This window comes from Nonomuraea sp. NPDC004354, assembly GCF_053602555.1.
The window spans coordinates 756,833-769,120 of record NZ_JBSGDV010000001.1 but is presented as its reverse complement, the minus strand read 5'-3'; the positions used below and the strand labels follow the sequence as shown (position 1 = coordinate 769,120).

Below are 12,288 nucleotides of genomic sequence, written 5' to 3'. Positions count from 1 at the left end.
AGGTCCCGTCAGAATCCGGTTTATGGCCCTATAAGGTCATCCGCGTGACCACCGCGTTCCGTGCCGTGCTGGCCTTCACCCTGCTGGCCGGCTTCTACGTGCTCGTCGGCCTCGTCCTGGCCGCTGCCGTCTTCTTCGACGTCTACCTCTTCCTCGACTTCCACGCCGCCGGACTGAAGATCGCGATCGTGCTGACCCTGGCGGCGGGGGCGCTGGTGCGGGCGCTGTGGATGGTCAGCCGCAGGAAGCAGGGCGAGCAGCCGGGGGTGGCCGTCACCCGCGAGCAGGAGCCGGAGCTGTGGCGGACGGTCGAGGAGCTCGCGCAGCGGGTCAAGACGGCGCCGCCGGACGAGATCAGGCTGGTCGGCGAGGTCAACGCCGCCGTCGCCGAGGACACCCGGCTGCTCGGCCTGGTGGCCACCAGGCGGCGCATGTACATCGGGCTGCCGCTGCTGCAGTCGCTGACGGTCGACGAGACGCGGGCCGTGCTCGGGCACGAGCTCGGCCACTACAGCGGCGCGCACACCCGCCTCGGCGCGCCCGTCTACCGGGGCAGGGTCGCGCTGGTCGCCACCGTGCAGGGACTCGGCAACCACCCCTTCGTGCAGCGGCTCTTCGCCTACTACGCCAAGCTCTACCTGCGCGTCTCCCAGGCGGTCTCGCGGCGCCAGGAGCTCGAGGCCGACTCGTTCGCCGTGGCGATCGCGGGCCGGGCGGCCATGGCGGGCGCGCTGCGGAAGATCCACACCGCGGCGCAGGCGTGGGAGCTGTTCATGGAGCGCTACATGGGGATGGCCGGCCTGGCGGGCAACCGGCCGTCGTCGGTGTTCGGCGGCTTCCGCGCCCTCATGGGCGATCCGGTACGGCAGGCGGAGCTGGCCAGGCTCGCCGAGGAGCCGGAGGAGATCTCCCCCTACGACTCGCACCCGAGTCTCGCCGAGCGGCTGGCCGCGATCGAGCGGCTGCCCGAGCCCGCGCACGTCCCCGACCCGCGCCCGGCCACCACGCTGCTGCGGGACGCGACGGTGGCGGCCCAGGCGGTCGAGCAGTCGTTCTGGACCCAGGAGGCGCTGACCACCCTGCGCCCGGTCTCGTGGGAGGACCTGGTCGCCTCCGGCATGTACGCGGCGCGCAACGAGGAGGCGCTGCGCGACCTGGCCGTGGCCGGGCAGCGGGTCATGGGGGCGGGCGTGCCGTACCTCGACGCGGCCTTCGAGGCGGTGGCGCGCGGGCAGCACGCGGCGCTGGAGGCCGAGCTGCGGCAGCTCGGCTGGAACGACTCCGGCTCGCTGCTCGCGGGTGTCCTCGGGCAGGCGCTGGAGGCGACGCTCATCCAGCACGGGCAGGCCCGCTGGACGCTGTCGTGGTCGGGCCCGGCCAGGCTGCTGTTCGAGGACGGCGAGGAGGTCCTGGTGGCGGAGTACGCCGCCCAGGTGGTCGCCGACCCTTCGGGTGTGCCCGGCATGCGGTCGTGGCTGGCGGGGCTGGGCGTGAAGCCCGACTTCGTCCCCGTCTGAGAAGGCGGCCGCCGGACCCTCGCGGTCCGGTCCCCGCGTGAAAGGGCGGGCCGCCGGACCCTCGCGGTCCGGCGGCCCGGTGACTCAGCGGGTGTCGGAGGTGTCGACCGTCAGGGCGGCGCGGCCCGCCTCCAGGCGTGCCACGGGGATGCGGAACGGCGAGCAGGACACGTAGTCGAGCCCCATCTCGTGGCAGAAGTGGACGGAGTCGGGGTCGCCGCCGTGCTCGCCGCAGATGCCGAGCTTGAGATCGGCCCTGGTCCTCCTGCCCTCCTCCGCCGCGATCCTGACGAGGCGGCCGACGCCGTCCCTGTCGAGGGTCTCGAACGGCGAGACGCCGAAGATGCCCATCTCCAGGTAGCGGGAGAAGAACGCGGCCTCGACGTCGTCGCGGGAGAAGCCCCACGTCATCTGGGTCAGGTCGTTGGTGCCGAAGGAGAAGAACTGCGCGGCCTCGGCGACCTGGCCCGCGGTGAGCGCGGCCCGCGGCGTCTCGATCATGGTGCCGATGAGCGCGTCGACGCCCGTCTCCCTCAGGATGGCGAGGGCCTCCTCGCGCACGGCCTCCAGCTCCTGCACCGCCGCCACCAGCGGAATCATGATCTCCGGCTTGGCGCCCGGCACCGCGCGAGCCGCCTCGGCGATCGCCCTGACCTGCATGGCGAACAGGCCGGGGATGACCAGGCCGAGCCGTACGCCGCGCAGGCCGAGCATCGGGTTCTGCTCGTGCAGGCGCTTCACGGCGGCCAGCAGCGTGCGGTCCTTGTCGCCGGCGTCGCCGGTGGCCACCTTGACCGACAGCTCCACGAGGTCGGGCAGGAACTCGTGCAGCGGCGGGTCGATGAGGCGGATGGTGACCGGCCGGCCGTCCATGGCCTCGAAGATGCCGGTGAAGTCGGCCCGCTGGAGCGGCTCGAGGGCGTCCAGCGCGGCCTGGCGCTCCTCGTCGGAGGTGGCCAGGACCAGGTCCTCGACCAGCTGCCTGCGGTCGCCGAGGAACATGTGCTCGGTACGGCACAGCCCGATCCCCTCGGCCCCGAACCGCACGGCGCGGGCGGAGTCCTCGGGGGTGTCGGCGTTGGCCCGCACGCCCAGCCGCCGTACCGAGTCGGCGTGCCGCATGATCCGGTCGACCGCGCGGACCAGCTCGTCGTCCGGCCGGCTGCCCTCGAAGTACTCCACCACGGCCGAGTCGACCACCGGCACCTCGCCGAGGAAGACCTCGCCCGTGCTGCCGTCGATGGAGATGACGTCGCCCTCGTCGACCGTGATGCCGCCGGGGGCGGTGAAGCGGCGCTCGCTCGTGGCGACCTCGAGCTCCTCGGCGCCGCACACGCAGGTCTTGCCCATGCCGCGGGCGACCACGGCGGCGTGCGAGGTCTTGCCGCCGCGCGAGGTGAGCACGCCCTGGGCGGCGATCATGCCGGCCAGGTCGTCGGGGTTGGTCTCGCGACGGACCAGGATCACCTGCTCGCCGGCGGCGGCCAGCTCGACGGCCCGCTCGGAGGAGAAGACGGCCTTGCCGACGGCCGCGCCGGGCGAGGCGTTCATGCCCTTGGTGATGAGCGCGCGCTCGCCGTCGGCGGCGAACCTGGGGAACATCAGCTGGGCGAGCTGGTCGCCGCTGACCCTGGTGACGGCCTCGTCGAGGGTGATGAGTCCCTGGTCGACGAGCTGCGTCGCGATGCGGAAGGCCGCGGCGGCGGTCCGCTTGCCCACGCGGGTCTGCAGCATCCAGAGCTTGCCGCGCTCGATGGTGAACTCGATGTCGCACAGGTCGCGGTAGTGGTTCTCGAGCTTCTCCATGATCTGCAGCAGCTCGTCGTAGGAGTGCTTGTCGATGCGCTCGAGCTCCTGCAGCGGGATGGTGTTGCGGATGCCGGCGACGACGTCCTCGCCCTGGGCGTTCTGCAGGTAGTCGCCGTAGATGCCCTGGTGTCCCGAGCCGGGGTCGCGGGTGAAGGCCACACCGGTGCCGGAGTCCTCGCCGAGGTTGCCGAAGACCATGGCCACGATGTTGACCGCGGTGCCGAGGTCGGCGGGGATGCGTTCCTGGCGGCGGTAGAGGATGGCGCGGGGAGCGTTCCACGAGTCGAAGACGGCCATGACGGCCAGCCGCATCTGCTCGCGCGGGTCGGCGGGGAAGTCCCTGTCCGTCTGCTCGCGCACGATGCCCTTGTACGTCTCGACCAGGCCCTGCAGCTCCTCGGCGGACAGGTCGGTGTCCTGGCGGGCGCCCTTGAGCGACTCCAGGGCGTGCTCGAACAGCTCACCGTCGATGCCCAGCACGGTCTTGCCGAACATCTGGATGAGCCTGCGGTAGGAGTCCCAGGCGAAGCGGTCGTTGCCGCCCGCCTGCTTGGCCAGGCCGTGGACGGATTCGTCGTTGAGCCCGATGTTGAGGACCGTCTCCATCATGCCCGGCATCGAGAACTTGGCCCCCGACCGCACGCTGATGAGCAGCGGGTCGTCGGCCTGCCCGAGCTTCTTGCCCATGGCCGACTCCAGCGCCTTCAGATGCTCGGCGACCTCAGCCTCGAGGCCGTCGGGTACCGCGCCCTCCGCCAGGTAGTGGCGGCACGCCTCAGAGGTGATCGTGAATCCGGGGGGAACGGGCAGCCCGAGATTCGTCATCTCGGCCAGATTGGCGCCCTTTCCGCCGAGAAGATCCTTGAGATCCTTGTTGCCCTCGGTGAAGTCGTAAACGTACTTGGCCACCACAACTCCTTTGCGAACGCCTCCGTTCCGGACTCTACCGATAAAGAACAGCACGAAACTGCACTCAACGGTTAAATCCCCGTTTCTCCAGCTCAGAAGGTATACACCGGTCTAATCCACTGGAAATTTATTGGTTTATACCAATTGGTGTAAACCAATTCTTTGAACGCACTTGGCAGACATGGCAACGGCGCCGGAGGGAACCTCCGGCGCCGTTCGTCCCTGCTAGCGGAGCCCGGCTTTCGCGATGTACTGCGTCAGCGGGCCGTCCTCCAGCTTGCCCTTGCGCTGGGCCTTGAACACGTCCTTGACCAGGTGGAAGACCTCCTCCCTCGCCTCGGCCTCCGCACCGCGCATCGCCGCCCTGGCGGCCTCCCGGACTCTCTCGTGAGCCTTGTCCGCGAGGCCCTGCTCGATCCCGCCCCCGGCCTGCTGCTGGTAGACCGCCTTGTCGAGGCCTTCGAGCCACCTGTTCCAGCCGCCCGGAGGGATGTACTCGGAGGCCTCGCTGGCGTAGGGCTCGTCGTCCTCGTCGTCGGAGTCCGTGTCGTCCGCACCGGGCGTCTCCGCCTCGACCAGGGACGACGGCTCCGGGCTCGCGGTGGCGACGGCGGACGGCGGCGCCGGGTCCGGATCCGCCGTCACCACGGCCGCGGGGGTGGGCGTGGGGCGGGGCTCCTCGCCTCCGCTGTTGAACATCGTCACCGCGAGCGCCCCCACCGCGATCAGCACCACACCGGCCAGCGCCTGCAGCGCCAGCTTCTTGCCCTCCGAGGCGGGCCGGGCTTCCGTGCCGGTGCCGGCGCCGGAGAGCATCGTGCCCGTCACGGGGACCGCGGGGCCGCCGCGCAGATCCGTCGTCACGGCCGGGTCATGGGGCGGCAGGACGGCCGGGTCGTGGGCGGGCAGCACGGCCGTCGGGTTCGGCACGGCCCGCGGGGCGGGATTCGGTGCCGTCTGGGCCGCCTGGGGGAAGGCGAAGGCGGCGAAGGCCTGCCGTACCTGCTCGGCGGAGGCCGGCCGGTCGGCGGGGTTCTTGGCCAGCATGGACATCACCAGCCGGTCGAGGGGGGCGGGCACGTCGGGACGCACCTGGCCGGGCGGCACGGGCGCCTCGAAGACGTGCTTGCGCATGAGGTCGGCCGCGCCGCCGGAGAACGGCGGCTGGCCGCAGAGCAGCTCGTAGGCGACGCAACCGAGGGCGTACAGGTCGGAGGCGGCGGTGCCGGCCTCGCCGTTGATCTGCTCGGGCGCGAGGTAGGCGGCCGTGCCGACCACGGTGCCCACCGTCGTCAGCCTGGAGGCCTCGCTGGCCACCTGCGCGATGCCGAAGTCAACGATCTTGAGGGTGCCGTCCGCCGTGCGGTGCAGGTTCGCCGGCTTGACGTCGCGGTGGACCACCCCCGCCCGGTGCGCCGCGTCCAGACCGGCGGCCGCCTGGCTCATCAGCCTGCACACCTCGGGGATGGTGTACCGGTGACCGTCCTCAAGCTCCTCTGCCAGGCTGCGGCCCGTCAGCAGCTCCATCACGAGGTAGGGGCGCCCGTCCTGCTCACCGGTGTCGAACACGGTGACCACGTTGGTGTGCACGATCTGGGCGGCGGCGCGAGCCTCGCGAGCGAACCGCTCGCGGGCCGCGGGCTGCGTCACCTGCGGCGCGAGGATCTTGACCGCGACGCCCCTGCCGGTCCGCGGGTCGAGTCCCCGCCAGACCTCGCCCATACCGCCGCGCCCGATCTGCTCGTCCAGCTGGTAGCGCCCGTCCAGCATTTCCGGCATATTTCCCGCCAATGGCTCAGATGTCTCGTATTCCGAGCCAACCTATATGGTGACGACCCCGGCGAGTGGGTTGATCGTCGGCGCCCGATTCCGCAGCCCACCCACCTGCGCGAGCTTTACCAGGTCTTTCGGTCGCGCGGCCTACGATCCCGGCATGATGTCACCCTTCAAGCGCTACCTCGCGGAAGAGATCGCACTCGATCACGCCGAAGGGCTCATCCCTCGCCGGGAGGCCCTGCGGCGGCTCGGCCTCCTCGGGATCGGCCTGCCGGCGGCCACCGCGCTGCTGGCCGCGTGCGGCGCGGGCGACCAGGTGGCCGCGACCGCCACGCCCGCGCCGAGCCCGCCCGCCGGCGCGTCCCCCTCCCCCGCCGGGCCTTCACCGCTGCCGGTGGAGGCCGTCACCTTCCCGGGACCCGAGGGCGTGACCCTGCAGGGCGCCTGGGCGCAGGCCCGGCAGCCCAAGGGCGCGGTGCTGGTCATCCACGAGAACCGCGGGCTCACCGACCACATCCGCTCGGTCGCGGGACGGCTGGCGGCCAGCGGCTACTCCGCGCTCGCGCTCGACCTGCTGTCGCGCGAAGGCGGCACGGCGTCGTTCAGCGACACCGCGCAGGTCACGGCCAAGCTGGGCGAGATCCCGCCCGAGCGGTTCGTCGCCGACATGAAGGCGGCGCTGACGGAGCTGTCCAAGCGGGAGGAGGGCGCCAAGCTCGGCATGGTGGGCTTCTGCTTCGGCGGCGGCATGACCTGGCTGCTGCTGGCCGGCAAGGAGCCGCAGCTGTCGGCGGCCGTGCCGTTCTACGGCCCGCTTCCCGAGGGCGCCGACTTCACCGGCGACCGGGCGGCCGTCCTCGCGATCTACGCCGAGCAGGACGCCCGGGTGAACGCCACCCGTGACGCCGCGCGGGCCGCGCTGGAGAAGGCGGGTCTCGAGTACGAGATCGTCACCTGCCCCGGCGTCGACCACGCCTTCTTCAACGAAACGGGCCCGCGATACGACGCGCAGGCCGCGAACCAGGCCTACCAGCGGATGATCGGCTGGTTCGGCACCCACCTGGCCTGAGCTCAGCCGTTGTCGATCTTGGCAGGGCGGCCCATGCCCACAGCGCTTCCGAGCCGACCGCGCCCGGGGTCGGGCGCGGTCGGCACTGGGCGGCTCAGTCGTTGAGGTGCTGGCGCAGGTAGGACTCCACCTGGTCGAGCGCGATGCGCTGCTGCCCCATCGAGTCGCGCTCGCGGATGGTCACGGCCTGGTCCTCGAGGGTGTCGAAGTCGACCGTGATGCAGAACGGCGTGCCGATCTCGTCCTGGCGACGGTAGCGGCGGCCGATCGCGCCCGCGTCGTCGAACTCGACGTTCCAGCGCTTGCGCAGCTGGGCGGCCAGGTCCTTGGCCTTGGGCGACAGGTCGGCGTTGCGCGACAGCGGCAGCACCGCGACCTTGACCGGCGCCAGCCGGTGGTCGAGGCGCAGCACCGTGCGCTTCTCCAGCACGCCCTTGGCGTTGGGCGCCTCGTCCTCGGTGTAGGCGTCGAGCAGGAACGTCAGCGTGGCCCGGTCGACACCGGCGGCCGGCTCGATGACGTAGGGCACGTAGCGCTCGCCCGTGTCCTGCTCGAAGAACGACAGGTCGACGCCGGAGGCCTTGGAGTGGGCGTTGAGGTCGAAGTCGGTGCGGTTGGCGATGCCCTCGAGCTCACCCCACTCGGAGCCGGCGAAGTTGAAGCGGTACTCCACGTCGACGGTGCGCTTGGAGTAGTGCGACAGCTTCTCCCGCGGGTGCTCGTAGAGCCGCAGGTTGTCCTTGTTGATGCCGAGGTCGGAGTACCAGCGGTAGCGCTCGTCGATCCAGTACTGGTGCCACTCCTCGTCGGTGCCCGGCTTGACGAAGAACTCCATCTCCATCTGCTCGAACTCGCGGGTGCGGAAGATGAAGTTGCCCGGCGTGATCTCGTTGCGGAACGACTTGCCGATCTGGCCGATGCCGAAGGGGATCTTCTTGCGCGCCGACTGCTGGACGTTGGCGTAGTTGATGAAGATGCCCTGGGCGGTCTCGGGGCGCAGGTAGGCCAGGCCCGACTCGTCCTCGACCGGGCCGAGGTAGGTCTTCAGCAGGCCGCTGAACTGGCGCGGCTCGGTGAAGGCGCCCTTGTTGCCGCAGTTGGGGCAGGTGATGTCGGCCAGGCCGTGCTCGGGCGACCTGCCGTGCTTGTCCTCGTAGGACTCGACGAGGTGGTCGGCGCGGAAGCGCTTGTGGCAGGACTGGCACTCGGTCAGCGGGTCGGTGAAGGTCTCGACGTGGCCGCTGGCCTGCCACACCTCGGGGGCCAGGATGACGCAGGAGTCGAGGCCGACCACGTCTTCGCGGGCCTGAACCATCGACAGCCACCACTGCCGCTTGACGTTGTTCTTCAGCTCCACGCCCAGCGGACCGTAGTCCCACGACGCGCGCAGGCCTCCGTAGATCTCGCTCGACGGGTAGACGAGCCCCCGTCGCTTGGCGAGGCTGACGATCGTATCCATGACGTCGGTCCGGCGTGCCATTGGCTGAATCTCTTTCCGGCTGGAGGTCGGCGAGTAGGAATGATGAGATCCCAGCTTAGGGGACATCCGGTCGCCTACGCGCGCGACTAATCGTCGCGGCCGGAAAGGTAGACGTCCTCGAAGGCGCTGGGCTCGTTGACCATGAGGATCATCAGGGGGTACATCGCCATTCTGGCCGCCGAGAGCGCGCGGCGGTAGAAGCCCGCGCCCTCCCACTCGCTGACCAGCGCCCACAGGTTGGGCTCGTCGACCGAACGGCACAGGCGGCCGCGCAGGTAGCCCGGCTGCTCGGCGAGCACGTCGATGATCTCCTGGCCTTGCTTGAGGAACTCTTGGGAGCGCGCCTCGGGGACGGAGTAGCGAATCAGAGCGAGCACGCGTTCCAGGATGTCAGACAAGAGGGGTGTCCCGATGTGCGCTCTTCAGGATCCGCCGTTCCGCTCGCGCCCGGCGGGGCGGACAGCAGGCGGTCAAGGGCCGGTACCGGAGAGGGGTCCTGTGGCGATCCTTCAGGCACGGGCGGGTCGCGCGCTAGGCTCGGGAGGTGGCCAGTCGAAAGCCTCTCCCGCCCGGCGAGCAGTTCTTCACGCCCGGCGCCACGGGCCTGCGCAAGGCGGTCGAGCAGCGCAGCGCCGTCCCCATCACCTTCCTGTTCACGCAGGTACCGCGATGGGTGGCACCGACCGTCCTGGTGATCCTGCTGCTGGCCGGCTTCGCGCTCGACAGCTGGCTCGGCGGGCTCGCGGTGCTGCCCGTGGTCGCCTTCGTCGGATGGCTGGCCTACCTGTCGTGGCCCTCGCTCGGCACCGGCGGCAAGCTGCTGCGCGTGACGATGCTGACCTTCCTCGTCCTGGTGGCGGCCGACAGGTTCGGTGCCTTCTAGTTCTTCCGGACGATCATCCGGATCCGCCTCTGGCGTGACGTGAGCTGTGGCCGGGGTGACATACGGTCCGGAGTCATGCGTCGTTTCCTGGTCGGTGCCGTGCTCGTCCTGTGCGCCACGGGCGCCGGGTGCCTGTCCGGCACCAGCGCGCTGGAGCTGCCCGCGCTGACCGCGGGCGCGCTGGCCGAGCGCTACACCGCCAACAGCGCGGTCGCCGGTCCGGGACGGCAGCTCATGGCTTACGACAAGGTGGGCGACGGGCGGGTGATCGAGGTGGTCGGGGATCTGGCCAAGGCCCGCACGGTGATCGTCTACGTGCCCGGCACCGGGTTCGGCCTGCGCGACTTCGACGGCTCCTCGGTCTCACCCGGCGGCGCGGCCAAGGCGCTGCACGCCAGGGCCGCCCAGCTGCGGCCGGGCCACGAGGTGGCCGTCATCGGCTGGCTCGGCTACGACGCGCCCGAGATGACCGACTGGGACGTGATCACCACGCTGCCGGCCGCCAAGGGCGCCAAGGCGCTGCGCGAGCTGGTCACCGCCCTGGAAGGCAAGGACCGGGTGAGCCTGGTCTGCCACAGCTACGGCACGGTCGTGTGCGGGCAGGCGGCGCCTGGGCTGCCGGTCGCCGACATCGTGGCGCTGGGCAGCCCGGGCATGGGCGTGTCGACCAGCGCCGAACTCCGCACGCCCGCCCGGGTGTGGGCGACCCTGTCCAGGAAGGACGACGTGTTCAGGGCAGGAGTACGGCTCGGCCCGGTCGGCTTCGGCGCCGACCCCGTCACCGGCGGCTTCGGCGCCCGGGTCTTCGACGGGGGCGACGGCGGCCACAACGACTACCTGCGTCCCGGCAGCGCCACCCTCGACACGGTCACCTCCATCGCCCTCACCGGGGCCCCTGGGTGATCAAGCGGGCAGGTCGAGCAGTTCGACCGGCTCGCCGTCCCATCCCGGCGGGATGACGGCCAGGGCGTCGGCGAGCGCGGCGCCCCAGAGCGAGCCGGGCCGGTCGTGCCCCACGGGCCTGGCACCCGCGCCGGACCTGCGCACCGGCACCAGCCGCGTGTCGCGGTGATGGGCCAGGCCGCGCGGGCCGCTTCGGCGATCCTTCACCGACGTCTCCGCCAGCGTCACGCGCTCGCCTGGCTCGTAGCGCTCGCCGCGGAGCAGGGGGACCAGCAACGTCAACGCCGCCGCCAGGGCCGCGAACGGGTTGCCCGGCAGGCCGACGACCAGCCGTCCGCCGGGCAGGCGCGCCAGGAGCTGCGGATGGCCCGGCCGTACGGCGACCCCGTCGACCAGCACCTCGGCGCCCAGCTCGGCCAGCACGCCGCGCAGGTGGTCGGCGGGCCCCTTCGAGGAGGCCCCACACACCACGACCACCTCGGCCGACCGCACCCCTTCCTCCCCCGCCGAACGCGCATCTCCCTCCCCTGGAGGACACGCATCCTCCGCACCGGCCGACGGCACGTCCCCCTCCCCCGGCAGGCACGCGCCCCCCGCTCCGGCCGACGGCACGTCCCCCTCCCCCCGCGGACACGCGCCCTCCACTCCGGCCGATGACACGTCGTCCTCCCCCGGCCGACACGCGCCCCCCACACCGGCCGATGACACGTCTTCCTTCCCCGGCGGGCGGGCATCTCCGGCCTCACCTGGGCGTGTGCCTTCCGGCGTTCGGGCGCGGAGGGCGGCGTGGAGGGGGGCGGCGCCGTCCGGCAGCCTGAGGGTGGGCCCCAGCGTGCCGCCCGCCCACGCGACCAGCCCGGGCAGGAACGGCCCGATGGCGTCTCGCACCCGCCCCGGCCCGGGCAGTCCCGCCTCGACCACCTCGTCCCCCGTCACCAGCACCGCCACCTGGAGCCGGCGGTGAACGGCGAGCACGTCGTGGCCGAGCGCGGCGGCCAGCCCGAGCACGGCGGGAGTCACCGTGGTTCCCGCGGCCAGCACGACCTCGCCCAGCCCGACGTCCTCCCCACGCCTGCGGATGTGCCGCCCTTCCTCGACGACCCCGCGGACCAGCCGCTCCCCACCCGGCAGCGCCCCGGCCGGCGGCCTCCCTTCCCGGTGCGCGTTGTCTCCGGCCACCCCGCCGACCCGCACCTCCTCAGAAGCACCGTGGTCGACCGCCTCGCCGACACACACCTCCTCGGAGGCATCGCCGTCGGCCACCTCGCCGACCCGCGCCTCCTCGGAGGCACCGTCGTCGACCGCCCCGCCGACACACACCTCCTCGGAGGCATCGCCGTCGGCCACCCCATCGGCCCGGCGGTCTCCGGGTATGTGGTCGCCGACCGTCGCGGCCTCGTACGGCAGGACCGCCGTCGCCCCCTCCGGCACCGGAGCGCCCGTGGCGATCTCCACCGCGTACCCCGGCTTCAGCACCTCGCCGTGCGCGTGCCCGCCGGCCAGCACCCGGCCGACGACCCGCCAGGGCCCTTCGCCCGCGACCGCGTAGCCGTCCATGGCCGACACGTCGGTCCCGGGCACCGCGACGAGCGCCCGCAGCGGACGGGCGAGCCGGCAGCCGTGCGCCGCGGACAGCGGCACCTCCGCCTCCGGCCAGGGTGGCGCGGCGCGCAGCGCAACGGCGCGGGCCTGCGACCAGTTCACGCTTCCACTGTGCCTATCGCGACCGGCCGGGTGGAGAGGTACGTACGTACTCACGAGACGAACCTTGCCATGGACCCGGGCCGGTCCCGCCCGCCGGGGAGTCCGGCCGCCTGGAAGAAGAAGCGACGCTCGCGGGTTTCCGCAGAGGCGCCCCGATGAACGTCCGCGCCACAGGGCCCGCGCCCTGGCCCGGCTTCGAGCCCGGCTCCGGCTCCGGCTCCGGCTCCAGGCCCGAGTC

Annotated in this window: 9 protein-coding genes; 4 read left to right on the top strand and 5 right to left on the bottom strand. The window is 71.9% G+C overall.

The genetic code is table 11. The features are described from left to right. The first annotated feature begins 44 nt into the window (after positions 1-44). Positions 45-1,517, top strand: a complete 1,473-nt coding sequence (locus ACWENQ_RS03600) for a M48 family metallopeptidase (RefSeq protein WP_452412780.1) — start codon at positions 45-47, stop codon at positions 1,515-1,517. A gap of 84 nt (positions 1,518-1,601) precedes the next feature. On the opposite strand, the gene ppdK is transcribed toward ACWENQ_RS03600, so the two are convergent. Together ppdK and ACWENQ_RS03590 are read right to left on the bottom strand one after the other, a co-directional pair. After that, positions 1,602-4,235 carry a pyruvate, phosphate dikinase gene (ppdK, locus tag ACWENQ_RS03595; protein WP_452412779.1) on the bottom strand — a complete coding sequence of 878 codons (2,634 nt, stop codon included), beginning with the start codon at positions 4,233-4,235 and terminating at the stop codon, positions 1,602-1,604. 225 nt (positions 4,236-4,460) lie between these two features. Further along, positions 4,461-6,005, bottom strand: coding sequence for a protein kinase domain-containing protein (locus ACWENQ_RS03590; protein WP_452412778.1), 1,545 nt, complete (start codon positions 6,003-6,005; stop codon positions 4,461-4,463). A gap of 163 nt (positions 6,006-6,168) precedes the next feature. Here ACWENQ_RS03590 and ACWENQ_RS03585 point away from each other — a divergent pair, with 163 nt between their 5' ends. Beyond that, a complete protein-coding gene (locus tag ACWENQ_RS03585; RefSeq protein WP_452412777.1) occupies positions 6,169-7,080 on the top strand; it encodes a dienelactone hydrolase family protein in 912 nt (303 codons plus the stop codon). A 94-nt stretch (positions 7,081-7,174) separates the two neighbouring features. Here the strand turns inward: ACWENQ_RS03585 and ACWENQ_RS03580 are convergent, their stop codons facing one another. Together ACWENQ_RS03580 and ACWENQ_RS03575 are read right to left on the bottom strand one after the other, a co-directional pair. After that, on the bottom strand, positions 7,175-8,539 hold the full coding sequence (locus ACWENQ_RS03580) for a glycine--tRNA ligase (protein WP_449916625.1): 1,365 nt from the start codon (positions 8,537-8,539) through the stop codon (positions 7,175-7,177). Between the two features lie 107 nt (positions 8,540-8,646). Then, positions 8,647-8,937 carry an antibiotic biosynthesis monooxygenase family protein gene (locus ACWENQ_RS03575; RefSeq protein WP_452412776.1) on the bottom strand — a complete coding sequence of 97 codons (291 nt, stop codon included), beginning with the start codon at positions 8,935-8,937 and terminating at the stop codon, positions 8,647-8,649. A 167-nt stretch (positions 8,938-9,104) separates the two neighbouring features. On the opposite strand from ACWENQ_RS03575, the gene ACWENQ_RS03570 reads away from it, so the two are divergent. Next, positions 9,105-9,443: a DUF6703 family protein gene (locus tag ACWENQ_RS03570; protein WP_452412775.1), complete on the top strand. Its 339-nt coding sequence runs from the start codon at positions 9,105-9,107 to the stop codon at positions 9,441-9,443. A 75-nt stretch (positions 9,444-9,518) separates the two neighbouring features. After that, positions 9,519-10,346, top strand: a complete 828-nt coding sequence (locus ACWENQ_RS03565) for an alpha/beta hydrolase (RefSeq protein ID WP_354906543.1) — start codon at positions 9,519-9,521, stop codon at positions 10,344-10,346. On the opposite strand, the gene ACWENQ_RS03560 is transcribed toward ACWENQ_RS03565, so the two are convergent. Next, the gene (locus ACWENQ_RS03560) at positions 10,347-12,050 is read right to left on the bottom strand and encodes a molybdopterin molybdotransferase MoeA (protein ID WP_452412774.1); all 1,704 of its coding nucleotides are present in this window, start codon (positions 12,048-12,050) and stop codon (positions 10,347-10,349) included. Between the last annotated feature and the right edge of the window lie 238 nt (positions 12,051-12,288).

Bases quoted from the DNA above. Each gene is read 5' to 3' on its own strand.
- ACWENQ_RS03565 (WP_354906543.1), top strand. From the start codon at position 9,519: ATGCGTCGTTTCCTGGTCGGTGCCGTGCTCGTCCTGTGCGCCACGGGC.
- ACWENQ_RS03580 (WP_449916625.1), bottom strand. From the start codon at position 8,539: ATGGATACGATCGTCAGCCTCGCCAAGCGACGGGGGCTCGTCTACCCG.
- ACWENQ_RS03590 (WP_452412778.1), bottom strand. From the start codon at position 6,005: ATGCTGGACGGGCGCTACCAGCTGGACGAGCAGATCGGGCGCGGCGGT.
- ACWENQ_RS03585 (WP_452412777.1), top strand. From the start codon at position 6,169: ATGATGTCACCCTTCAAGCGCTACCTCGCGGAAGAGATCGCACTCGAT.